This is a genomic window from Candidatus Goldiibacteriota bacterium HGW-Goldbacteria-1, assembly GCA_002839855.1.
GTDB lineage: Bacteria > Oederibacteriota > PGYV01 > PGYV01 > PGYV01 > PGYV01.
Genome location: PGYV01000010.1, coordinates 31,317 through 56,779 on the forward strand (window position 1 = coordinate 31,317; position 25,463 = coordinate 56,779).

Here is a 25,463-nt window from a genome sequence, read left to right on the forward strand (position 1 = left end):
GCTTATTTTCTTTCTTTTAATATTTCGCTTCTGCTTAATTGCCTATAGCTTAATTATCTTTTTAAATTAACTACCGCACCTTTTTCGGTTTTCGCCTTGGTAGCCGCACCTTTTAAGGTGCGTTGTTTAGATTTCTCTCTTTTAAAAAACAATACCAACTTCAACTGCCGCACCCTAAAGGGTGCGCCTACCACTTCCAAACCAAAATACCACACGTCCGGCTTTCCAAGCATCCAAGCATCTAATCTTCCAAGCGTCCGGCTCAAAACTCCCTGTTCATCCAGTTTTTCCTTCCATAATAGAACAAGTAAATAAAAGCAAAAAATATAAGAGACAGGCTCATCGCCCAGAATATTCCGTATTCTTTAAAGGCTGTCATCGGAAGAATTAAAGCCATAACTATGCGCACCGGCCAGTAAACTATGAAACTTAAAACAAGTGAGAATCCAATCGCCCCCGCGGCGTTAAACGCGCTCTGCGCCATAAGCCCGGCGCCCATAAGAGGAAGAGCAAAAGCAATTGCTTTCATAAAATACCGGCCGTAATTTAAAGTCGCCGGGTCAGATGTAAACAGGCCAAGCACAAATTCAGGGAAGAAAAAATACACTAAAGCAGCCGGTATTGTAAAAACGGAAAAAACAGCCGCCGCGTCTTTCACAGCCTGCATTGCCCTGTCCTTATACCCGGCACCCAGGTTGTGCCCCACCACCACGCCGCCGGAATTGCCTATAGGCCACCCTATCATCATCACAAAATACCCTATTCTTAAAACTATTCCATACGCGGCAATAAACGCGTTGCCGTATCCGGATATAAGTTTAAGCATCAGCATTGAACTGGCATCAAAGACAAAACCCTGCAGTATTGCCTTGGCTGAAAACTGCGCGTAAGTTTTAAACAGAATCCTGTCCGGCTTAAAATATTCCGCCTTAAGCTTAAAAAAATGCCTGCCTTTTACAAAAACAAAACCGTAAACAAGCGCCATTAAAGTGTTAGTGCACAAAGCTGTAAGAGCCACGCCTTTTAAACCAAGGTTAAGTTTAAATATAAAAATAGGATTCAATATCACCCAAAACACGGACATCAGGGCCACTACTTTTAAAGGCGTTATGGAATCACCCGCACCCCTTAAAACACCAAGAAAAACCGAGAACACAGCAAAGGGCAGAAAACTTAATAACATTATGGATGTGTATTCTTTTGCCATCGTGAAAACTTCGCCTTTAGCGCCAAAAAATACAAGCATGGGATCCATAAAAATATATGCGGCCAGGCTGAATAAACCAAAAGCCAGAACAGCAAAGATAAGCATCTGCGCCACAGCGCGGTTAAGTTCCGCGTGGTTTCCCCTTCCGGTATAACGCGACGTCATAGTAATGGCCGCGTTAATAAGCCCGCCGTGCAGGGAAAGATACAACCCGTAAAAACTTGACATAACGATGGCAAAAGCCGCCAGCGCTTCCAGATTTATTCTTCCTATAAGATACATTTCAAATCCCGCGGCAAGATTCTGCAGCACATTTGCCGTAATCATAGGCCAGGACAGATGTATTATATGTGATTTTAAATTGCCGGTATGAAGTTCTCTCATTTTTTCCTTACTTCCTGCGCAGGCTTTTCATCAGTTTTATGTTTTTTATGTCCATATCATCTTCGTCCGGCGTTTCCATTATGACGGGTGTGTCTTTAAACCTTTTATCGTTAATAAGTTTTCTGAAGAACTCAATTCCAATCTCACCCTGACCAAGGTGCTGGTGCCTGTCTTTTTTGGAGCCAAGGGGGACCATTGAATCATTGGCGTGAAAACAAAGCAGTCTTTCAAGCCCTATTATTGAATCAAATCTTTTGAATATTTTCTCGTATTCGTTTTTAAGGTCATATCCCGCGCCAAAAGCGTGCGCGGTATCAAAACACACGCCTGTTTTGTCTTTATCTTTTACTTTTTTTAAAATATAGGCAATTTCCTCAAAATTACCGCCAATGGTATTGCCTGTGCCTGCAGTTATTTCTAATAATAACTTAGAGCCAAACTTTTTCATGCGCGACAGCGCCAGATTCATGCTTTCCGCCACAGTATCAAGCCCCTGTTCTAAAGTGCCGCCGCGGTAGCTGCCGGGATGAAAAACCAACCCGTCAAGTTTTAACACCTGCACCCTTTCCATCTCTTCATAAAAAGCATTTCTGGACTGTGCCAGTTTTGCGCTGTCCGTACTTGCAAGGTTAATTAAATAGGAGTCATGCGCGACAACTTTTTTCAATCCGCTATTCTTAAAGTCTTCAATAAATTTTTTAACATCAGCTGCGGGCGGAGTCTTAACATCCCACGTCCTTTGGTTGGCGGTAAATATCTGAATGGCTTCACAGCCCGTCCTTAACCCTTCTGACACGGCATTATATATTCCGCCTGCTATGGATACATGTACCCCTATTAATCCCATTTGTTTACACGCTGCCCGATTTACTTTTTTATCTTGGCGATAGTTATCTTTTTCTGCGCCTGATACTTGCCTTTTTTGTCAGCGTAAGATACCTCGCACGGTTCTTCTGCCTTTAAAAACAATACCTGTGCTATGCCTTCATTAGCGTAAAGTTTGGCAGGTAATGGAGTCAGGTTTGAAATGGAAATAGTGACAAACCCTTCCCATTCAGGTTCAAACGGCGTTATATTCATAAATATACCGCTTCTGGCATAAGTGGACTTGCCAAAAGTAATTGTCACAATATCGCGCGGTATGCGGAAATATTCCACGCTTTTTGCCAGCACGTAAGAGTTCGGCGGAATAATACATTCTTTTCCTTTATAATCAATGAAGTGCGATATATCAAAGTTCTTGGGGTCAACTATCGTTTTGGAAGCGGGGTTAAAAATTTTAAACTCATCAGATATTCTCATATCATAACCGTACGAAGATACGCCGGAAGATATAACGCCTTTTGCCACCTGCTTTGCCTGAAAGGGTTCTATCATCCCCTTTTTCGCCATCATCTTTATCCATTTATCATTCATCACGCCCATTATTATCTCCTTTTAAAACTTTTTTTAATTTTCGGCATTATATCATAATGCAAAACAAAATCAATAAATCCTTTTAATCTCTTATTTTGAACGTTAAAATGAGTGTTGACATTACCTGCTAATGTATTAAAATGGTCAGGTAAAATATTAAATTATCGGAGGTACTAAAAATGGACGTTAAAGGAAAAACAGCAATAATAACAGGCGCCAACCGCGGGCTTGGTTTTGCAATGTCAGAGAAACTTGCTTCAATGGGCGCGACAGTTATAATGGCGTGCAGGGATGCAAAAAAAGGAAAAGAAGCCGCGGCAAAGCTGACAGCAAAAGGTTATAAGGCAGTTGCAATGCAGGTAAAAGTGGATGATACCAATTCAATAAATAAATTTGCCAAAGAAGTCGCCAAAAAGTTCCCTGTGGTGGATATCCTGATAAACAACGCGGGAGTTAATTCCGAACCCGGCGAAACAGGAATAGAGAACCTTAACCTTGAAATGTTCCAGAAGATAATGAAGATTAACCTTGTAGGGCCTGTTTGGATATGCAAAAACATAGTGCCGTTAATGAAGAAATCTGATGACGCAAGGATTGTTAATTTTTCATCCGGCTTGGGCCAGCTTTCAGTTCCAAGAATGGGGCCATATCCGTCATACAGCATTTCAAAAACAGCTATAAACCAGCTGACAAAGTTTTTAGGCGAAGAATTGAAAAATACAAAGGTTAAAGTTTTTTCCGTTGACCCGGGCTGGGTTAAGACAGATTTAGGCGGCCCGCAGGCTCCCCTTTCAATTGAAGAAGGAATTGTAACCCCTATATGGTTAGCCACCGCAGACACAAAAGACCTTGTAAGCGGAGAGTTTTACAAGGAAAAACAGATTCTGGGCTGGTAATAATAATATAAATCAAAAGGCGGCACATACGTGCCGCCTTTTTTTATTTGCAGTGGTTTCATTAAGTGCTTTTACACCTTAGCTTTTCGTTGCCTGCCATTCACAAAAAACTTATCTTTTAATCCGTACTTTTCAGCAACTTCCATAAAATCCATAGTTCCGTTTATTTTATCTCTGCTGCCTTTATTCGGAATTTTTTTTGATTGTTTTTGAGATTTAACCGGAATTTTACCGCCCAAATTCTTCATGGCAGACCCCCTTCACATATATTTACTTTTCTCTTATCCCACTATTTAAAATTAAACTATAATATACTTCTCCAGTTTTTCTTTCCTTGTCTTCCAGTCAAGAGTTGCCTTTGTAAGCAAATCATAATACTTTTTATCACACCCTCTCCTCCTTATCAACTCATCATTTCCAACACAGAACAATACCCCGTGCATGACTACAACATCCACCTTTCTTTAGCTGGACTGAAACCAGCACAAAATCAAAGGCTCATTTTTGCCTCATTTGAACCATAAAAGTTATTGACTCGTTATTGGCTCATTTGAGCCAATAACCCGTATCACGCTTTTCTGTACCGCGAACCTTTAATAAACAATTCTAAATCAATTCTGAACGCAGTGCGTTCACTTTTATATATACTTTGAACACCAATTCTATTCTTCTGTGTTTAACTCTATCTAACTTCCCAGTACACGCCTCTTCTCCGCCTTTTCTGACTATAACACCTTTTTCTTTTAATATTTCCATCTGCTTCTGGACCGCAGATAGATTTATACAAAGTCTGCGCACAAGTTCATTTCTTGTTATCCTGGTATTTTTTTGTATTTCGGTGATTATTACAGCTTTCTTTTGAGTCAGATTCTGACCACCTAATCTATCAGCCCGGCATACTGGAGGCAAACCCTGCAATAATATATTTTAGCCCCAGCCTGCGGCTATAAAAGACTTAAAATATAAATGTCGGCTTTGTCTTGTTTGTGTCGGGTTACTGTACTATTTTTTGTCGGCTTTGTCGGGTTTATGTCGGTTTAAAAAATACTCTATATTCCTACCCGTTTTACCCTTTTTACCAAACACATGCTTTTTGCAAAGATCCGTTAAATCCCTAAGAGCCGTTCTGTCTGTTACATGACATATTTCTCTATATTCAGCATTTGTTATTTTCCCTTTTATTTTAACAAATTTTACCGCTTCAATCTGTCTTTCATTCAAATCTGCCTTTTTCATCATTTCATCTGTATATATGTCCCGCCCTATAGTTATTAAAACATCACTTGTCATTAACTTAAACTCCGGCTCGGGCAGCCCTTTTTCTTTGCACTTTCTCATCATTTCCGCTATACCAGTACCCTGCTTTTGTATATACCCCGCGCGGAACATTACTTCCGCTATTTTCGGATTCCTTGGCCTTGACGAATGAACCTGCTTTAACATGTCAGGACTCATTCCCTTCATAAGTGTTCCCGGATTCCATATATCCAGTCTGTCAGCAAAAAGGCCCAGCTGAACACTTCCTAATAACGCATAGTTTCTGTGAACTATGGCATTTGTTATAGCTTCTTCCACTACAAACTCCGGTATTTCAAATGGGCGGTCAAAATCCGCCCTACCCGGTTTTTGTATTACAGCCCTGCTTATAGCTCCCAGAACAAAAGCCGCGCCATTGTCCACCTGATCAAAAAGCGTGCCTTCATATACGTGTTGGGATATCATGGGCTTTACATTTTCCACTCCCGGATAATGCGCACAGTTTATCTCTGATATTCTGAAGTATTTTTGCGGTTTCTTACCAAAAAGTAATATAGCCGCTATCGTGGGCTTGCCGTTATTAAGTAATTCAAAATGCTTAAGTACATCAAACGGTTTAGAACCGGCAGGCAACTTCAACCTTTTAACTGCAGTCCCCGTCTTTATGAACCATTCAATTTTTTCATCATCAATATCTGCAAGCGTAGCATCTTTTACAGGTCTATCCTCAAAATTACCTTTAAATATATCACCCTGAGTTTTAAGATAATCCACGAGGCTGTGCCTTACAATCTCCAGCAGTTCTTCCGTGGTCTCAAACCGTTTATAACAATGTCCACGTTCCTCATCCTTAATCCTTTTTAAAAACTTAACCGTTTCCTTTTCCCTCGCATCATCTTTTTTGCCTTTTATAAATATATAAACGCATTTGTCTTTCGCTTCATTGTATTCCCTTTCCACCGGCGATAAACCGTCTTTTCCCTTCTCCCCATACTCATTTCCCACTATTCCTATATATACATCGCATTCTGCGGCATTTTCCATGTACTCTTTTTTTGCAGAGTGTGATTTTGCAGCTTTCCGCCCTTCAAATATATATGGCGTGAAATATTCATTAAACAGGGCGTCGCCCTCTATCATGTTTTTCACAGTTTTGCGTTCAACCTGTAGTTCTTTTTGCACACTGCTTATGAAAACTTTATACATGTTTTTCACCTTCGACATATATTCTGCATAAATTCGTGACGCAATGCGTCACAAAACCAAAAAATTTCAACTTGTGTTTACAACAATTTAAACTCATATACAGTCATATAGAAACTGGTTTAAAACCACTTAGTATCCGTCTTTTCCGGTTTGTAGTTGTCAAAGAAATAAAAAATATCATCCACCGTCTCTGCCATGTGAAACAGCTTGAAAAAATCGGGTTTAATGAATTTCTCGTCCTGCATCTTGCGGAAGAGGAAAACCAGGCTGTTATAAAACCCGTTTGTGTTTAGAAATACCAGCGGACGGTCGTGATAATGAAGCTGTTTTAAGGTTATAAGTTCCATTGCCTCTTCTAAAGTACCGGAGCCGCCCGGCAAAAATACAAAAGCTTCTGACCGCTCATCCATAAGCGCTTTTCTTTCCCTTAGCCCTTCCGCTATTATCACTTCATCAAGGTCTTCTTTTCCAACACCCATATCCTTTATGGCCCTTGGAATAATTCCGATAACTTTCCCGCCGTTTTTCTGTACGGTATTGGCAATTGCGCCCATTAATCCTCTATTGCTTCCCCCATACACAAGAGTGCTTCCCCTTTTTGCCATCTTTTCCCCTAACAAAACCGCGTCATTAAAATACACTTTATCTACAGCATCAGAAGAAGCACAGAACACGCAAATATTCATCTTTGCCTCCTGTTTTATTTTTTAAAGAAAAATAAGACTGCCGAAAGCACAATCCCCACAAGGACAATCATCGTTGTATCTTTTACCAGCATCGGATATGCCATAAGCAGTATCCCGTCAACAATGTAAACCGCATTTGCTTTTCTTTTTCCATAAAGAAATGCAAATACCCCTACACCGCTGAAAATAACAGTCCATAACAGCCCTGCGGCGGAAAATCCCATAATCATATCTGCCGTGGGCGGGCCTGCCTTCTGCTGCGCGTCTGATAACTGCGCTAATTTTTCCACCGCGTCTTCCGAAAGCATATCTTCCACCCTGAACCCGTGAAGTAATCCATTAATTAACTTAATCATATTTCCTCCATTTTTTAAAAACTGCACCAGCCAGTCATTTCCTGCAGTTTGTATTTTAACCTTAATAACTTCCTTGTGTCTCTATATTTTTCAAAATCAGCAGTATATGTATTGCCGTCATCATTGGACCATATCCGGTTAAAGTACCCTTCGGCCTTATCAAAAAACTTCGTTTTTTTACCTGATTCAACCATTATATCAGCTTCCAGATTAAGATTGTCCATGTTCCTTCTGGTCATATTGCAGGAGCCCTGTATCATGCTGTAACTTCCGCTGTTTTCAAATATAAACATCTTGCCGTGGCACTGTTCCCCGTTTGTGTTATACCATCTTATCTTTGCCAGCTTATCCGATAATTCATAAATTTCATTTGCCGCAGGCCTGTTTGGAGTGCCGTCACGCTGCCTGCCAAAAGAGTCTTTATTAGGGTCAAGAATAATTCTTACATCCACCCCTCTTTTGGCGGCCTTTGCAAGTTCCTTTACAATATCCTGCTCGCTTAAATAAAACATTACAACTTTAATTGAGGAGCCTTTTTTTGACGCTTTTATCTTTTTTACAAGTTCCCTCTTTATAGCTTTTTCACTGATAAAAGAGGCTTGTGTTGTGCCGGTCTTATCCTTTACTTCACCAGGTTTATAATCAAGCTTTGTCCCGGAAAATTCCGCTATGCCTGTCTCGCTTTTTATCGCATCTTTCCAGACAGAATCATCAATACGCACAGCCGTGTTGCCGTGCGCGCTTGACGCATCGCTTGCGTTATTTGATGTAATAAGAACAGACATCTTATTGGACGGCGCATCGGTAATTACAAGTTTTCTGTGGTTAGCTTTTAAATTTAACAAACGCAAAATAGACCGCACGGTTATTTTTTTGTCATCAGCGGCAAGCAGGTTTGGCAGTAACCCACCCTTATCCGAATTACCCATCCACTGAAAGAAAAGCCTCCAGAACGCTGAATACAAAAACACGCTGTCACGCAGTTTTTCAAGGGCGGTAATTGTAACAACAATGCCGGCATTTTTCATTGCTTCAAAATTCTCTGACTTCACACCGCCATACTGGGTATTGATGGGGTCAGTGGTAACAGAGATAAAGATATCAGGATTATCTGTTTTCTTTTTAATAAGAGTATTACAGAATTCAGAACTTAACTTTCTGAAGTTTTCAGGCTTCGAACCCTGAAAACCATTTATCAGAAATATATCGCTTATTATTACTTTTTCGGCCGCTTTTATCATACTGAATATTTCATCAAATATTTCCTGTTCTACTACCCTTTTTCCCTTGGAATCAACATATGTGACATCGCACAGGAATTTTACAGAATCATCCGGTATGTTATACGCTGACCCGGTTATATCGGTCCCTTTAGGCATTGGTTTAACTGCGTTAATTATCATGGTTATGACCAAAAGACCACAAAGGATTAACAGCGCCATCCCGATTTTATTTAACTTTGTTTTCAATGATATCCTCCGGTATTTAAACATGATGGTTGGACGCTTGGATGCTTGGATGCTTAGTAAAACCAACCAAACCGCCGCTCTCCGCTTCTGCCTTTTCACTCATAGCTTATTAGCAGATTAAGCAATTAAGCTATAACGTGAACATACACCTCTATTTTTCGCTTACGCTTCTGCTTATATGCTTAATGCTTATCTTTTTATTTTTCTCCGCTTCTGCTTATCTGCCTATAGCTTAATTCGCTCTTATTTACAATCAACTACCGCGGGCTAAAGACCCGCGTCTACCAAACCTTTACCAAACCTTTTTTCGGATTTCGCTTTGGTAGCCGCACCCTTTAGGGTGCGTTGTTTAGATTTATATCTTTCAAAACCAAAATCAATACCAATTTCAACTACCGCACCCTAAAGGGTGCGCCTACCAGATCCAAACCATCCCGCAATCCCGCCGAGCCGCTGCCTTCAAAACATTTCTTCTATCCCATACTCCGACACCGCAAGGCCTATCTGTGACCTGCCCGGACCGTACTCTTTATCATGTGATTCCGGGCCGCCGCCCCATCCTTCATACCACATATACGTTTTCCCTTTATGTTCATATAACTGTCCGTACCAAATACCGCCGTCATCAAATGCCCCTTTGGCAGAACGGGAGAATATAGGGTTCTGCGTTCCGCGGTGCCAGTTAACAAGGTCATAGGAATACGCCAGCCCAAAAAATGGCGGGTAATCAATGTATTTATTATCCCCGCAATAAAGCATGTAATAAATGCCGTTTTTCTCTGTTATCCTGGGGGTGGTCACACTTTTTCCATCCCATGTATTAACATCCGGCGCAGGTTCAAATATCGGTTTATCAGAGTACTTTATGAAATTATAACCGTCATCAGAGGTGGCAAGGTAAATGGAGTATCCTGTTTTGGCGTTTGGCAGTACATAATACAGATAAATTACGCCTTCCTTTAATACCGCTTCCGGCGCCCTGCCTTTAATTACCGGTTTTTTAAATTTTTTAAAATCGTAAAAATCTTTTGATACCGCAAGGCCTATACTGTCATCCCCTTCACCAAGGCCGCTGTAATAAAGAAATACTTTTCCGTTAAAATGTATTGCGGCCGGGTCAAGCGCGGCGTTATCATCAAAAGTTCCTTTTTTACCAACCCCTACTATGGGATTTTTTACATAATCAATAAAATGCACCGCGTCAAAATTTTCCATGGAAGATGTGGCAAGGCATATTTTGTCATGCCCGTCGCCGCCCCTGTAATAAAAATACATTGTATTATTATTTATAAGAATATCCGGATTTGCCGTGTGCCAGCTTTTATAGGAGTTTTGTACAATAGGCATTATAGGATTATTTTCATATTTTACCCAGTACGGGTTTTTGGAGATTACCCTGTCTTTAAAATCGTATTTAATGACATTTTTTGAATTAATTAAATTCATTGCCCGCAATGCCGCCGCAGATATATCCGTATTATTTTTAAGCGCGGCTAAGAACGGCAGCGCCTGCCTGTATTTCGTTTCACCTGCCAAAAGGCATATTTCATTTAAACTGACCGCATCCAATTTTTCAGCACCATCAAAGGTTAATACAGAAGCCTTGCCGCTTCTAAAAAGCACCGCGTCGGCAAGCGTCTTTTCCTGACTGTTTAAATCTTTATAGTTTACTTCTATGAACGTTAAAACATCTGCCGGTGCTTTTCTATTTTTAGAAGATATAAGAAAATATAAAAGGTGTCCTTTTTTATTTTTTGCCCCTGCCATTCTCCCCACAACTATCATGTCTGCCATGGGGGAGTCCATTAAAGCAAGCGCTTTTGCCGCATAAGGGTACAGTTTTTCATCTTCAAGGAATTTTAAGGAATCCACCATGTAACTGCTGTCATTTAACCGCCACATGTCGGTAAGGGCGGATTTTATGGATGTAATATCACCTGAATCAAAGCGTTCTTTAATACCGGGCTTTTTTTCAGCACAGGAAATTAAAAAAAATGTCAGCAGAATGCCTGCTGTCAGCGCTTTCCAAACTCCATCGCGCATTTGGCGTCTATCCCCCCTCTTGTATTATAAATTGTTTCAACAAGAAGATATTTTGGATTTAATATTTTTTTAATGTCACTAAAAATACGGTCCGTGGCTTTTTCCTGATAAATGCCCACATTACGGAAACTGACAAAGTAATATTTAAGAGCTTTTAATTCCAGTATTTTAGCTGAAGGGATGTAGGTAATAACCACTTCCGCCACATCCGGAAGCCCGGAAAATGGGCACACAGCGGAAAATTCCCGCGTTTTGTATTCTATAAGCTGATTTCCGCCGTCGTATTTTATGGTTTCCAGCGCTTTTGTATCTATTTTAGATTCAGGTAAAAAGTTGTACGACCTTCCTTCAGCTTTTGCCATTTAAACCTCCTGTGATAATAAAATTATTATAACATATTTAAAAACCGGATGCTTGGACGCTTAGATGGTTAGAGGCTCGGTAAAGACAATTACAAAAACCAAATCAACTGCCCCAGCCCTGTCACCTCCACCATCGCAGCTTTATTGCCGCGGCGGCGTGAAAAGTGCGCACTTACCAATCATCTAAGCCTCCAAGCATCCAAACCTCTGCCTTATAACGTACTCGCCGGATCAACAATTACCGTTACGTCCGCGCCTTTTACTTTTTTTCTTGCGGCGCGGGCTATAAAATTCAGGTCTTTGCGTGACTTTCCTTTAATAAGGATGCTTATCCTGTATTTATTTCTTATCCGCGAAAGCGGGGCGTCGCACGGCCCAAGCACTTCTATTCCGCTTATCTTGTTTATTTCAATCTGTTCATCAATTGCAGCGCGCAGCTTGTCCCCTGCTTTTTCAGCTTTATCGTGGTCCTCGTCCTTACACACAAACTGAATTATCCCGGTGTAAGGTGGATAGTTCATTTCTTTTCTTATGCTTAACTGTTCCTGATAGAATTTCTCTATCTCATATTTTTTTACGTATTTAATGCCCACCGCGTCAGGGTTGTATGTCTGTATTGCCACTGTCCCGTTTTTTCCGCCGCGTCCCGTCCTTCCTGCCACCTGTGTTAACAGTTGAAAGACCCTTTCTTCAGCCCGGAAGTCCGGCAGGTTTAAAACAGAATCTATCCCCACAACGCCCACAAATGTCACTTCGGGAAAATCAAAACCCTTTGCTATCATCTGTGTGCCTATTAATATATCTATCTCTTTTTCTTTTATCTGCCTGTACACTTCAAAATACTCGTTTTTCCCGCCCATGGTATCCATATCCACGCGCTTTATCCTTTTATCGGGGAAAAATTTAGTAATCACTTCTTCTATCTTCTGCGTGCCGGTGCCCGAAAAACTAAGTCTGTTTTTGCATTTAGGGCAATAGACCGTCGGCTTTACGCTTAAATCACAGTAATGGCACCGCATGTCATTGCCTTCTTTATGAAAAACAAGCGGTATGTCGCAGTTATCGCATTTTTCTATATGTCCGCATTTTTTGCAGAAAATGAAACTTGAAAAACCCCTGCGGTTCATAAACAGTATTGCCTGTTCCCCCGCCTTTAACGTCTCTTTCATCGGGTCCATAAGAAGGTCTGACAGAAATAATTCCTGCCCGTGCTGCCAGTCCGCTTTCATGTCCACCACTTTAATATCCGGCATCGGCCTTCCGTGCACCCTTTTTTCAAGTTTTATCATTTCGTATTTTCCGGTGACGGCATTGTGATAAGATTCCGCGGAAGGCGTGGCGCTTCCCAGTATAACCACCGCGTTATTCATTTTGGCGCGGTATACTGCAACATCGCGGCCGTTATATCGCGGCTCGCTTTCCTGTTTATATGAACTGTCAAATTCTTCGTCTACTATTATAAGCCCTATGTTATCAAACGGCGCAAAAACAGATGACCGTGTCCCCACCACCACATCAGCGCCGTTGTTCTTTATTTTAAGCCATTCATGCAGCCGTTCCCCTTCTTCAAGGCCGCTGTGATATACAGCCACACGTTCCCCAAACGCCCTTTTAAAACGCTCCATTATCTGCGGCGTTAAGAATATTTCCGGCACAAGCACAATTACCTTTTTCCCCTGCTTTACCGCATGCTCCGCCGCTTTTATGTAAACTTCTGTCTTGCCGGAACCTGTCACCCCGAATACAAGAAATGGCGCAAACCTATTTGCGTCTATAGCGGAATTAATTCTGGTTAGGGCGTGTTTCTGCTCCGCTGTTAGTTCTTTGTGGGTTTCAATTTCAGCATCCCCGCTGTCCGGCGCTTTGGACGGCTGCCGTTTTTCTTTTACCTTAGCGGAAAATTCGGAACGCAGCGCGCCTTTTTCTTCAAGTGATTCTGTAATTTTATAAATATTTTTTAAGTTAAGTATGCTCTGGGCATCCCTGATATCGGCTTTTTTTCCTCTTCTTTTATAAAGAAAATCATACAAAAGTTTTTCATGCCCCTCAAGCTTTGCCGCGCCGGTAAAATCCGCCCTTAAGCGTATCATCTTTTTTGATTTCACCTTTAACAAAGCGGCAAGCATCGCGGAGAATACAATTCCGGGCGGTGAAATGTAATATTGCGCAAGCCACAGCCCCAGTTTCATCAACTCATCGCTTATGACAGACTGTTCATCAACAACCCTTTCAATTGGTTTGATTCGGTTTGTGTCTATGCCCGCGTTTTTAAGATTAGTATCTATTACTATTCCGGTTGCAAGTTTCTGCCCTAACGGTACCATTACCCTGCACCCTTTTATGATATTCAGGTTTTCCGGGACAGCATAAGTTAGAAGGGCGTCAATACCTGAGAAAACCGCCACACTTGCGTATTTCACTTTTTACCCGCCTTAAACTTAACCGTGCCTTCTGATTTTATGTTTATACCCCGCTGTGCGGCTCGTTTATTGTATTCTGCCGCTATGTCATACACTTTCATACCGGCAGGGATATCAAATAATTCCGGTTTTAATTTTGTTTTTACAAGTTTTTTCATTTTATATCTTTCAACAAGAGGGCCTGCTGTAATTTTGCTTCCCGCAAAATCAAGTTCGTGCTTCGGCGCTTTAATCTGCATCTCTTTCACAAAACCGCTTTTCGCATAACGCCATTCCGTTAATTTAGCCTTTAAATACATTGAAGAAGACTGCCTTAAAACAGCGTAATTTATCTTTTCGCACACTGTGATTCCCAGAAGCGCGCTTTTAGATTCGCCTTCCTTTTTTTTCGCGTTTACCACAAAAGGAAGCAGTTTTCCAAGATACCTTGTGTACTCCGCGGCAGAATCCGCAAATACGGTATTTGATGAATAGTTGGGGATGTAAATTTTACCGTCCTTAATAATGTAAACTTTATTGACTCCGCCGCTGTTTTCTTCCACCCTGTATTTTCCGCACATATAATAGAAAACCGCGTCTATTACCTGTTTTTGACCGTCTTCTTCACGTTCTATTTTAGCTGTCCACCGGCACTGCTCGTAAGGCGGCGTAAGCCCTATTATATCAAAGCAGTTTTCAGCCTTTATGCTGTTAGCAGATGATATATACAACACAACCATTAAAAGAAATATTATTATGCTTTTTATTTTGGCCATTGCTCGCCCTCAAACGCATTAGTGCTGTCAAATGCCCCGCCCGTTATTTTATTAACATAGTTCTGCGCGGAAATTATGATATTATCGCCGTACATTACCGCCATATAAAAATATAAAGGCATCATAAGCCCGCAGGCAAGGGAAAAGGCCCAGATAAATTCAGCATAAAAGACATCAAACCTTTTCAAAATAAGAAGCGTGGTTAACGCCATGAAAAAAAGCCATAACACCCTCATCACTTTAAATACTTTATTGCCCCACAACAGCCCCGGCGCCCTTGCCAGAAAGAAAAATGTAATAAAGGGAAAGTAAAACATAAAACTTATCGGTTCGGCAAAAAAAAATTTTATGATGTCGTTAAAAGGCTGATTTTTGGAAAACAGATATACCTTATCATCTATATTTATAATGCCGTCTTTTTGTTTTCTTAAGTCCTCTTTGGAAAGGGTGGTTTTTTCAAGCCTGTAAATAAAAGCCCCAAGTACTTTGCCCAGTATTTTCGCGTCAGAGGTATACCAGCGCCACATCATGCGCGCTATAAGGTCATCTTCCATGTATTCCAGATATTGCACCGGCATAATATCATTCAGGTTTTCCGAAACTGCTATGGCGCCGCGGCGCATGTATTTATTCAGATATACCGCTATCACCTTATCATCTTCTGTTTTTATGCCCAAAGCCAGATATTCCTGTGCTTTAGCCTTAAGGTCAGTTTCTTCCTTATTAAGTTCATTAAATACAATAACCTTGATTTCATGAACCTTTTCAAGGCGCCAGGCGTGCCAGGAAAGATAATTTTTGCCTCCCAGATCGCCGTATGGCTGATAATAATTTCCGGGAAGATTCATAAGCTGCAGCCCATAGGCAAAAGCAGCAGTTAAAAGCATTAATAACAACATGATTATTTTTTTCATGGATGCATTATACCATAAACGAAGGGACGGAGGAATGGCAGCTCAGCAGCTCAGAAAAATAACGGGATGGTTTGGATCTGGTAGGCGCACCTTTTAATACTGAGCCTATAATAAAATTGCTCGGCATTATGTGCGGCAGTTAAAGTTGTTTTTTTTTTGAAAAATATAAATCTAAACAACGCGCCCTAAAGGGACGCAGCTACCATTACCAAACCAGGTTGCCAAGCCGCTTAGCTGCTGAGCCGCCAAGCCGCAGCAGTTTCGGCGCGTACTGAAAAAACATACCCAAACCCGATAAAGCCGAGGGACGGATGCACAGAGGATTGGAAGTAAAAACAAATCTAAAATCTACTGCCGCACCCTGAAGGGTGCGCCTACCAGATCTAAACCCAGCTGCCATTATTCCGGCATTCCCGGATAATAAAATTTAAGTATATCCTGATAACTAAACCCCTTTAAAGCAAGCGCATACGCACCGGCCAGGCATAACCCGCAGCCGTGGCCCGCGCCCTGCCCTTTAAGGATAAAATCACTTCCCTTTTTTGTAACTGTAAACTTTCTTGACGGTATATTTGCCCAGCCATATTTTTTTCCATAAGCAGAGATAAACCGGTCAGCAGCCATTTCAATTATGCCCTTTTTATGTTTTATCTTAATTACCCTGACATTACCGCCCGGGCTTGTGTCCCCTGTCATAAAATCAATACTCCCTGAAATTCGCTCCCCCATACTGCCTTTTACCACGCTTCTTATTTCAGATGCTTTTATCTTTTTTTCCCACCTGTAAAATATATGTTTTTCACAGAAATCGCCGCTTGCGCTGCCGCATCTGACCACACTTTTAATATTATTTTCACCCCGCCAGACATTGCCTGCGGATTCGCTTTTTCCGCCGCAGCACCCTGAAAAATAAATATCCGCAGGTTTCCCCTGCTTATCTTTCAATATAATTCCACGTGTTTCAAAAGCAGCTTTTATGTTACTTTGCTTTTTAAGTTCCGGCCTGCCGTTTAACCGCTGGCAGTGTGTAAGGTCACAAAGGTCGTAATAGCCGTGCCTTTGCCTGTTTTTTTCCGCGTAAGTCCTTATCGCAACAGCCAATGCTTTATCAGATTCAGGGTGTGAATATACCCCTTCAAGTTCACCGTCCAGGCTGGCTGCCACATAATCTTCCATATCCATTTCAACAATAACACCCGCTTCTTTTTCAGCGGGCGGCACAAAAAACATCACCTTTCCTTTATAAATATAGCCTTTACCGTTCAGACGTATTTCATATTCACCATAACTGCCGCTATTTAATAAATATTGTTTTGTTATTATCTTCTCGTTATTACTTATAATTTCAATATTATCACCCTTCACGTACCGCACTTTTATTTTTTCCGCGGTGTTTAACTGCAGCGCTTCCAGTGATTTCGGATGATATATATTCAGCACCCTGATTTTTATAGATTCTGCAGATACCGGAATACTTAACAACAAAAAAAATACCGCGCTTAGAAGCACCCTCACCTTTTCACCATAACTTTAAAACTTATGGAATCCGACGCCCCTGTGTCATCCTGTACGGTAAGCGAATACTTGCCCGGCTTGGGGCTGATATACAACACTTCATCCGTCGCGCTTTTATTTACCGGATTGCCGTTTAAAAGCCATATTCCGCCCGTAACTCCTGACGCAAAAGACGCCTTAAGGGTTATCTTCTGAAAATCTTCAGGCAGGCTCTCTGTAATGAAATACACGCCGCCGTTTTCAGGGCTTGTTATTTTGGGTTTTAACATTATATTCTGCGATACTTCCTGCGGGTCATAAGCAGGCACAGCTTCCAGATGCTGCCCTCTTTCCTTTAAATACGCTGCAATATCGGCGGGCCATATTTCCGCCACATATGAACGGTATGCAGAATCAGGATTCTTAAAAGAACCGGGATCCGCCCTTAACCCTGTCTTTTTATTCACATATATTTTTTTATGCACCCTGCATGCCGGCTCTGTGTTGATTCCCTTAATATATATATCTTCATCCGTCTTTTTACAGTACGGCCCGGCCGGCTGCCCGGAGACAGAGCAGATTTTTCTTGTTCCTATATCCGCGGGCGGGTCAAACCACACATCCCTGCTGCGCGTAAGATAATTAAAAATTTCAATTACCACCGGCGCCGCTGCTTTAATGCCCACAAGTTTAAATGACGGCGAGGCGTCCGCATTTCCAAGCCATACGCCCACGGTATAATCGGGGTTATAACCCACGCACCACGCGTTGCCGTATCCAAAAGATGTCCCTGTTTTAAAAGCCACTTTGCCCCTTGAATGGGTGAATTCCCACGCCTGCGGAAGGTCAGGCCTTACCGCTTCTGCCAGCATCTGCGTTATCATGTAGGCGGTGCCCGCGGAAAAAACCCTTACCGGTTCCTCCTGCGCTTTAATATCTTTATGTATAAAATTTAGTTTTCTTAAAAGGCCGTAATTCGCGATGGCGGAATACATTGTCACAAGTTCTTCCAGGCTTACGGGATACGCGCCAAGCGCCGCCGCAAGGCCCGGATTTGTGTCCCTTCTTTTCATATCGTAATACCCATTTTTTCTTAGAAATCCCAGCAGGCCGTTGGCGCCAAGGCTGTATTCAAGATATACTGCCGTGCTGTTATAAGAACGTGACAGCGCGTCAAAAGCCGTTACCAGCCCGGAAAACTTGCGGTCGGAATTAACAGGCGAGTACCCGTCATAGTCCCTTGGAATATCGTACAGGATTTTTTTTGGCGTTATCATGCCGTGCTCCGCCGCCATGGCATAAACAAAAGGTTTTAACGCCGAACCCGGCGAACGCACTATGGAAACACCGTCAATCTCGCCGCAGTGTTCTTTATCCTGAAAATCAGGCGAACCCACATAAGCCACAACATTCATCGTGCGGTTATCCGCCACAATTACAGCGCCGTTAAAAACGCCGTAATCTTTAAGCTCTCGGGACGCAAATTTAAGCCGGTATTCACACATAGCCTGAAGCGCTTCATCAATAAAGTATTTTCTTACGTATCCGCTGTTATGTATCCTTTTATTTACAAGGTGCTGCAGCCTGTATGGATTGCTGTATCTTCTGTCAGACACAGGTTCTTGTGCGGCGGTATTTATACCTTCCCCAAAAATTCCGCCTATCCTTTTTATCACTTCATCCCTTGCTTTACGCGCCCTCTGCGGGCTGCGGTCAGGCCTTAGCGAATTCGGTGATTTTGGCAGGGCTATTAAAAGCGCGGCTTCGGGAAAAGTTAAATTAATTGGGGCTTTATTAAAATATAGATATGACGCCGCAGCCACTCCTTCTATGTTTCCGCCCATCGGAATATTATTCAGGTACATTTCAAGAATCTGTTTCTTTGAAAAATTCACTTCCAGCTGCGACGCCCTGAAAGCTTCTATTATTTTTGCGCCCATAGTCCTTTTTCTTGGCTCTATAAGTTTGGCAAGCTGCATTGTAATGGTGGAACCGCCGGATACCACGCGCATACTGGTCACATTAAGAAAAGCGGCGCGCGCCACGGCAAAAGGGTTTATACCCGGGTGAAAATAAAACATACGGTCTTCATATTCCACAATACCGCGCTTTATGAATTCGGGCATATCTGAAAGCGGGGTTTTTATACGGTACATTCCGGACGGGGACAGACCCAGCCTTAACAGCCGGTTTTCCTGCGTGATGTGAAGGACAGAGTAATCTTCCTGCAGCCTGTAAAGCGGCAAAGGGAAAAAAACGTTAAGCAAAAACCATACGGCCGCGGGCAAAAGCACCGCGGCCGCTGTTATCAATACCGGTTTATTTGCCGGCTTTAGAAGGTATTGCTTCAGGCGAAACAACAAGGTATTCTTTTTCATGCGTCTCCGCTTTGATATCCGGATCATACATAGCTTCCGCGAATATGTTGGGTATGGTGTACTTGCCCGGTGTAACCGCCCTTACCGCATAAGAGAAGGTTGTCTTACCCGAGAAAGCGCCGGTAAACAGAAGTATTCTGTCGTCGCGAATGTCCTGATATTCAAGCGCCATGTCGGACGCCGGAGTGAATTTTAGGAATCCGCTTGTCCTTAACCTTGGGTTTTCAATTTCAAACCCTGCCGGCAGCATATCCACAACTATTACGTTATCAAGGGACCTGCCGTTTAAGGCTTCAAGTTCAACAGATACAACTATAAGTTTCCCCTGCACGACATTAGTAAGGTTAATCTCTTTGCCGTTTTCATCAAAATACTTTCTTGATACTTTAAGCCCGTTAGAATAACTTTTAGGCCTTTTTTCAAGCGGGGTTCCTTCCGTGTAAAAATTGTAGTATAAAGGCGTTTCACCGCTGTTTTTTACCGTGTACTCTTTCCACACGTTTTTTGTATCAGAATAAAAACCTTTGCCTTCATCTTTAATGGTGCTGTGTTTCGCGCCGTTCACATACAGGTCCGCGCTCATTTCGCCGTTACGTCCGGGAAGGTTGTTTAATTCCGCAAGCCCCATTAACGCCCACGCTGTTTCCTGCGTGCTGCCGAAAGAGCCGTCATCCCTGACCCTTTCTATAAGCAGGTTTTCCGTTATTTTTGTGCGCGCTGTCTCTTTTGCCTCTGCCTGCGCGGCCGCTTTTAAGTACATTCCAAGGTTACGCGTATATGAATTAAACGATTCGCTTAATTCCCTAAGCATATATTTGGACTTGAAATCCTCGTACAGTACCATTTTTGCGGCATCCCTGTTATCGGCATAAGAATACGACATGGAAAGCAGCATTTTATCGGACTCATCGGTACCTTCAATAAACCTTTTGGCATCCTTGTAAATAAGCCCGCCTTTTACCATTATGTCGCGCTGTTCCGTGCCCGGCAGATATTTTGTCTTTTCCAGCTGTTTCGCGAACTCTTTCATTGCCGCGCTTACCTTTTTGTCTTTCTTAAGATAAAGCATGTACAAACTTTCAATGTAATTCATCTTTTTTGTATCCGGCCTTCCCACAAGCGCCTGTATGTACATTTTGTAAATGTTGTTTGACGTTTCATACTCGCTTATTTCCTGGTTGTATGCACGCCTGTCAAGCCGCCCCTGCTGCTGCGCGGGTTCATCCGGATTTTCTTTTATACCCAGCCTGTCAAGCACGCGCCGGTAAAGGTCTTCCGGCACATTGTAACCCTGCCTTTTTGCCTCTACAAGGAAATGCGCGGTATAAAGCGACAGATATCTTGATGCTGCGCCGTTTCCGCCCGGCCAGTATGTTAATGTCCCGTCACCCATGACAAACTTGTTCAGTTTCTTAATTCCTTCTTCTATGTACGCGTCCACATTCGCGGCATAATCCTTTATCATCCATTGCGCCACTCCAAGGTCTTTTAAATAAAGCATCGGGAACACTGAAGATACAGTCTGTTCAAGGCAGCCGTAAGGATAACGTACAAGATATTCAAGCGCCGGCGCGTATTCCGCCAGCCTGCTTTTGGATACAAAGAGCCTTACTTTTTTTCCAAATTTTATATACTCCTGCGGAATTTTGCCGGTTATTTCTTTTCCAGGTTCCAGCTTGCCCCTTACCACTTTTGTTTCAAGGTGGGCCGCAGGCCTTATGCTTAATTCGCGCTTAACCGACATTTTTTGCCCGTTGCCGGTTACATTTATGTCAAGCTTCGCGGCGCCGGCTTCTTTTAACGCTTTTCCGGAGAAAGTTAACTTCTTTTCTTTTTTGTTCTCAAGGTAAATTTCTGTCCCTTCCCCTTTTGAAACTGTAATGGGCCCCTGCGTATCTATCCTTGCCGTAAACGTGCCGGAAAAACCGGTATTATTATAAATTCTGACCGGCATTTCAAACTCATCAAGCAGCGCTAAAAATCTTGGCAGGTTAGGGGTTATAACAATAGGGTCCACTATATTTACAAATTTATCCGCGGAACCAAACTGGCCGCCGTCCACCGCAAGTACCATTATCCTTGCCTTGCCGTTAAACCTGGCGGATTCAAACTTGTAGCTTACTTCACCGTTTTCATCCGTATAAAGTATGCCGGAGAACCTGGCAAAAGATTCCACCCGTTTCGCGATTACCGGGTTTAAATGTTTCTGAAGCGGTTCATAATAGTCGCCGCCTATCGCCCGTTTTGTGGCATTTACATCTGTCAGTACTTTATTCATTATGGAATAACTTTGAGTTTCAAGCGCTTTTTTCCTGTAATAGTATTCAAGCGGATCCGGCGTTTCAAACCTTATTATTTGAAGGATGCCTTCATCCACCGCGGCCAGCACCACAGCCGCATTTGCTTTTGCCTTGCCAAGCCTTACTTTTACATTAATGCCGTCAGTGGACATCACCTCTTCGCCGCAGATTATTTTTGGCGCAAGGTCCTTTGCCGACCGGTTTATTGAAACCGTGGCAATACCCGCGGACATAAACGGAAGAGAAGTATATTTTTCTTCAGGTTTTCTTACCGCCATTACATTCAAATAAACATTGGGCAGATATTCATCTTTTATATCAAAATAAACCACAGCGCTGCCGTTTTCCAGTTCTATGTATTTTTCCGCGAATACTTTTTCACGCTCCAGCGTCACATAAGCGCGGCCCGAAAAAGGCGCGTTGATGACCGCCTTCATTTTATCGCCGGGCAGGTATTTGTCTTTATCAAGAACTATTTCCACCCTGTCCGCTTTTGTCATGTCATAAGTGGTATAGCCCGGGCCGCTTACGTTTAATTTTATCCCGGTCCTCATGCCCTGCTCGCTTCCCGCGTAAATTGTATATTCGCCTTCTGTATCCGCGTCAATTTCCAGCGTGGCTTTTCCATTGATATCCATGGCTTTATTAATTACCACTTCGCTGTAATTGGAAGAGGCGTAATAATCCCTGTTCCAGCGGTTTCTGCGGAACATGGAATACCACACAGTGCGTTTTACAAGCACCTGAACATCTTTGATATTTTCTTCAACGCCTTCACCGTTTACCGCGGCAAGGTCTATTATTACTTTATCGCCTTTTTTGTAAACTTTGCGTTCATCATGCACTTTGACGCCAAGATAGTATTTATAAACATGCACCGGAATCCTTTTCATGGTGCCTACAGCCCTTCCGCCGTCGTCAAAAACTTCCGCGTAAACCTCCGCCATTAAAGCGGAAGGCGGAAGCACCGCGCCCGGTATGCGGACTTCATAATCAAAGTTACCAATTTCGTTTAATTTTTCAGTTCCAAGCCTTTCCGTCCTTGCATCATATGACCTTTCCGGATCGCTGAACACATACCCTTTAAATGAAGGGTGCGTAAAGGCGTGCTGCACAAATTCCACCTGCGCGTTTACTTTATTGCCCGCAGCAGGCGGCCCAAACATCTGATTTGCTTTTACCCTGAACCTTAACGGATCGCCGGGAATAAGAGTTTCTTTATCAGTTGTTATTGCCACGTTTATTTTATCCGGAATGAACTCTTCTATTTTTATTGAGGTGCTGCCGATACTGCGCCTCTGCGAATCAGGCACTATAAGCTGCACGGAATATTCGCCTGTCTGCGCGCCAAGCGCTATGGGCACTTCAAAAACCGCCATGCCTTTTGTATTTGTCTGAACTTTTTTAATGTAGAAGTTTCCGCCCTGCGGATTTTGTATCACGCATTCCACAAACAAAGCGGGCGGCGTCGTGTTATTATCACCCCTGACTATGGCGGTAATAAATGCCTTTTCTCCCGGCCTGTACAGACCCCTTTCAGAGGTTAAGAAACCCTTTAACCCGTACTCGCCGTTTCTTTCGCCGCCGGTATCAAACAGGTAATTATTTGTCATATCCGCCCCAAGGGTCAGGTATGAAAAATCCTCCCCGTTTTCGGCCAGAATTAAAAACGGGTTGAATTCGTAAAAGTTTTTGTTGTAATTGTCAAACTGCACCCTGCCTTCCGCGTCTGTTGTCATCTGCTTAATCACCTGATTATCAGTGGACATAAGTTTTACCGTCACACCGGACATAGGGTTAAGTTTGGTTACAGACACGGCTTTTACAAGCAGTGTGTTGTCATAAACCTTTGCCATAAGCCCGATATCGGTGCAGCGGACCGTCTTTCTTTTTGTTTCATACGTGCGCTGGTCGCGCAGTTCCACAAAAAAGACACCCTTAAAAGGCTGGTCATTCAGGCTTTTCATATTAATAAATTCGGTCTGTTCCTGATTTATCTGCCCGCCGTAAATTTCGTGCACCGTATCAAATACGCGCTTGCCGGTATTGTAGTAGCTTCCGCTGCTGAGGTAATAGACCAGATTATTTTTAAAAACTTTATTTACATATACGTTAAACCGGTCAAGGTTCATTGTTTTAACCGCAATATTCATGTTTCCGTCAGGGGATAAAATTTCACCCTGTTCCGCAAAATCGCACATTGACGGCATATCTTTAAGCGTCACCCTGTTGGAATAGTCGTTTGGCATGGGCTCGCCGGTTTTTGCAACTATCCCTTTTGACACATTAACTTCGTATGTTATATTGGGCTGGAAATCCGCTTCAAGCATGGCAAACCTGTATTCGGTGGAAACTTTGAAAGGCAGAACTTCCGGTTCTTTGCCAAAAGAAGCGGGCTTAATAATCATGATGTGTTTTTTTACCTGCTCTTCAGAAATCGGCATGTTAAAACCGACCGCCACAGAACTGCTTCCTTCCGTGTGCCATGGTATTACTTCGGTAACGCTTAAATATTCTTTCGAAGGAATCCCGATTTCTTTTGCATATTCAGTACCCATTTCACTTTTACATTCCGCGCACATCAAATCTTTCTGAATTAAAACTTTAATATACTGCCTGTCATAGATTCTGTTGAAATCCTTTATTTTTATGTAGTATCTTGTGGGCTGGTCGGATTTTTCAAGCCTGTATTCCAGGGGCGATTCACTTGTCCCTTTTGAGGTCACTACTTTTTTAAACGCGCGAAGGCTGTTTTTTAAAGCCTGCTCTTCCACGGGATAATTAAAGTTTATTTCGCCTATCAGTTCTTTTTCCGTATCTGTAATGACATCCCTGTCAAAGAAATACCTGTGGTCAACTATTTTTAACAGCGGAGTATTGAAAGAAACTTTTTTCCCGCCCACTATTTTCTTTCCCAGCGCTGCAAAATTTTCTGTATTTACCTTTACCGTGTATGATGCAGCCGGCGGAAGAGGCGCGTCCGGTTTAAAGACTATCGTTTTTTCATTCTGGAATTCATATACGCCAGTAATATCAGGAGAAATATCCAGTAATTTCGCTGGTGTGGTTTCATTTTTAAGCTTGACCGGCGCGGTAAATTCCGCCCTTATTGTTACGCTTGTATCCACTTCGCCTTTAGGCGATATGTCGGCAACAGTAACAAGAAATTTCCCGGAAATCGCGCTTAATACAACCTTTAAAAGTATAAGCCCAAGTATAACCGCAGCAGCGATTGAAAGTTTTTTTCTTTTGTCCTTTATACCCTTAACCTTGCCAAAAGCCGCGGGGGCAAATTTATTCTTAATAACCGAAAAAAGGCTTTTAAGCTTAGCCCATACAAACTTTGAAATTTTTACAAAAAACCCCGATACTTTTTCCCATATAAACTTTAAAAACGCGCCAATCTCTTCCATATACCTGTATATATAATAGGAAAGCAGCGGGAGGATGTAAAACATGTTGAAGCTTGTGATATATGAGTTTAAACCTCTGAAATACAGATTCCTTAACCACCCTGTCACAAAAAACGCGCCGATAAAAATAAGGGCGCCTTTTGTAAGTTCCCTTTCTTTACCCCACTTCTTTTTCCTGAAATAAGCCAATAACAACAAAAGCAGGCCAAGAAGCACAAATTTTGGCGCTCCGGTTAAGAAATTACGAATTGTACTGATAAAGCTCTGAAATTCCCTGACCACCTGATAATTTAATTTTGGTATTAACAGATACGCAAGAAACGGAAGAATAACAAAAAAAAGAATTAATTTCCCTGTAAACAAAGCGCCTTTCATAAAACCTTTTTTGGGTATTTTAGCCATATTACCCTCCCCTGATTTTTTTTAGATTATAACACAAACCGTTATAAGGCGTAAATAAATATACATATAACCGCAGATATTTGACCGGTAAATACGGTTAAAGGT

At 42.3% G+C, this 25,463-nt stretch carries 19 protein-coding genes; 1 reads left to right on the plus strand and 18 read right to left on the minus strand.

Features of this window, described 5'->3' with window-relative positions:
• Positions 1–53 precede the first annotated feature (53 nt).
• The 4 genes from CVV21_10715 to CVV21_10730 are packed head-to-tail and all read right to left on the minus strand — an operon-like array spanning position 54 to position 3,016.
• On the minus strand, positions 54–266 hold the full coding sequence (locus CVV21_10715; protein PKL90858.1) for a hypothetical protein: 213 nt from the start codon (positions 264–266) through the stop codon (positions 54–56).
• Complete coding sequence (locus tag CVV21_10720) at positions 263–1,591, minus strand: hypothetical protein (GenBank protein PKL90859.1); 1,329 nt, start codon at positions 1,589–1,591, stop codon at positions 263–265. Before CVV21_10720 ends, CVV21_10715 begins: the two co-directional genes overlap by 4 nt.
• Positions 1,592–1,598: 7 nt before the next feature.
• Positions 1,599–2,438: a hypothetical protein gene (locus tag CVV21_10725; GenBank protein PKL90860.1), complete on the minus strand. Its 840-nt coding sequence runs from the start codon at positions 2,436–2,438 to the stop codon at positions 1,599–1,601.
• A 20-nt stretch (positions 2,439–2,458) separates the two neighbouring features.
• The gene (locus CVV21_10730) at positions 2,459–3,016 is read right to left on the minus strand and encodes a dCTP deaminase (protein ID PKL90861.1); all 558 of its coding nucleotides are present in this window, start codon (positions 3,014–3,016) and stop codon (positions 2,459–2,461) included.
• A gap of 170 nt (positions 3,017–3,186) precedes the next feature.
• Between CVV21_10730 and CVV21_10735 the strand changes: the two genes are divergently transcribed.
• A complete protein-coding gene (locus CVV21_10735; protein PKL90862.1) occupies positions 3,187–3,903 on the plus strand; it encodes a short-chain dehydrogenase in 717 nt (238 codons plus the stop codon).
• 606 nt (positions 3,904–4,509) lie between these two features.
• Here CVV21_10735 and CVV21_10740 read toward each other — a convergent pair.
• From CVV21_10740 to CVV21_10805, 14 genes are all read right to left on the minus strand, one after another.
• A complete protein-coding gene (locus tag CVV21_10740) occupies positions 4,510–4,827 on the minus strand; it encodes a hypothetical protein (protein ID PKL90863.1) in 318 nt (105 codons plus the stop codon).
• A 78-nt stretch (positions 4,828–4,905) separates the two neighbouring features.
• Positions 4,906–6,384 carry a transcriptional regulator gene (locus tag CVV21_10745; GenBank protein PKL90864.1) on the minus strand — a complete coding sequence of 493 codons (1,479 nt, stop codon included), beginning with the start codon at positions 6,382–6,384 and terminating at the stop codon, positions 4,906–4,908.
• A 101-nt stretch (positions 6,385–6,485) separates the two neighbouring features.
• Positions 6,486–7,052: a TIGR00730 family Rossman fold protein gene (locus tag CVV21_10750; GenBank protein ID PKL90865.1), complete on the minus strand. Its 567-nt coding sequence runs from the start codon at positions 7,050–7,052 to the stop codon at positions 6,486–6,488.
• A gap of 14 nt (positions 7,053–7,066) precedes the next feature.
• Positions 7,067–7,408 carry a hypothetical protein gene (locus tag CVV21_10755; GenBank protein ID PKL90866.1) on the minus strand — a complete coding sequence of 114 codons (342 nt, stop codon included), beginning with the start codon at positions 7,406–7,408 and terminating at the stop codon, positions 7,067–7,069.
• A 14-nt stretch (positions 7,409–7,422) separates the two neighbouring features.
• Positions 7,423–8,901 (minus strand): phospholipase, encoded by a 1,479-nt coding sequence (locus CVV21_10760; GenBank protein PKL90867.1) that lies wholly within the window; start codon positions 8,899–8,901, stop codon positions 7,423–7,425.
• Between the two features lie 435 nt (positions 8,902–9,336).
• Positions 9,337–10,920 carry a hypothetical protein gene (locus CVV21_10765; GenBank protein PKL90868.1) on the minus strand — a complete coding sequence of 528 codons (1,584 nt, stop codon included), beginning with the start codon at positions 10,918–10,920 and terminating at the stop codon, positions 9,337–9,339.
• Positions 10,893–11,282 carry an NADPH-dependent 7-cyano-7-deazaguanine reductase QueF gene (locus CVV21_10770; protein ID PKL90869.1) on the minus strand — a complete coding sequence of 130 codons (390 nt, stop codon included), beginning with the start codon at positions 11,280–11,282 and terminating at the stop codon, positions 10,893–10,895. Before CVV21_10770 ends, CVV21_10765 begins: the two co-directional genes overlap by 28 nt.
• Positions 11,283–11,494: 212 nt before the next feature.
• Positions 11,495–13,702 (minus strand): primosomal protein N', encoded by a 2,208-nt coding sequence (gene priA / locus CVV21_10775; GenBank protein ID PKL90870.1) that lies wholly within the window; start codon positions 13,700–13,702, stop codon positions 11,495–11,497.
• Complete coding sequence (locus CVV21_10780; GenBank protein PKL90871.1) at positions 13,699–14,457, minus strand: hypothetical protein; 759 nt, start codon at positions 14,455–14,457, stop codon at positions 13,699–13,701. The genes priA and CVV21_10780 overlap by 4 nt, the downstream gene beginning before the upstream one ends.
• A complete protein-coding gene (locus CVV21_10785; GenBank protein PKL90872.1) occupies positions 14,445–15,371 on the minus strand; it encodes a hypothetical protein in 927 nt (308 codons plus the stop codon). The genes CVV21_10780 and CVV21_10785 overlap by 13 nt, the downstream gene beginning before the upstream one ends.
• A gap of 205 nt (positions 15,372–15,576) precedes the next feature.
• A complete protein-coding gene (locus CVV21_10790; GenBank protein ID PKL90873.1) occupies positions 15,577–15,771 on the minus strand; it encodes a hypothetical protein in 195 nt (64 codons plus the stop codon).
• Positions 15,771–16,886: a hypothetical protein gene (locus CVV21_10795; protein PKL90874.1), complete on the minus strand. Its 1,116-nt coding sequence runs from the start codon at positions 16,884–16,886 to the stop codon at positions 15,771–15,773. Before CVV21_10795 ends, CVV21_10790 begins: the two co-directional genes overlap by 1 nt.
• Entirely contained in the window at positions 16,883–19,270 is a 2,388-nt protein-coding gene (gene pbpC, locus CVV21_10800) for a penicillin-binding protein 1C (protein ID PKL90875.1), read from the minus strand. The genes CVV21_10795 and pbpC overlap by 4 nt, the downstream gene beginning before the upstream one ends.
• A complete protein-coding gene (locus CVV21_10805; GenBank protein ID PKL90876.1) occupies positions 19,185–25,358 on the minus strand; it encodes a hypothetical protein in 6,174 nt (2,057 codons plus the stop codon). Before CVV21_10805 ends, pbpC begins: the two co-directional genes overlap by 86 nt.
• Positions 25,359–25,463 lie beyond the last annotated feature (105 nt).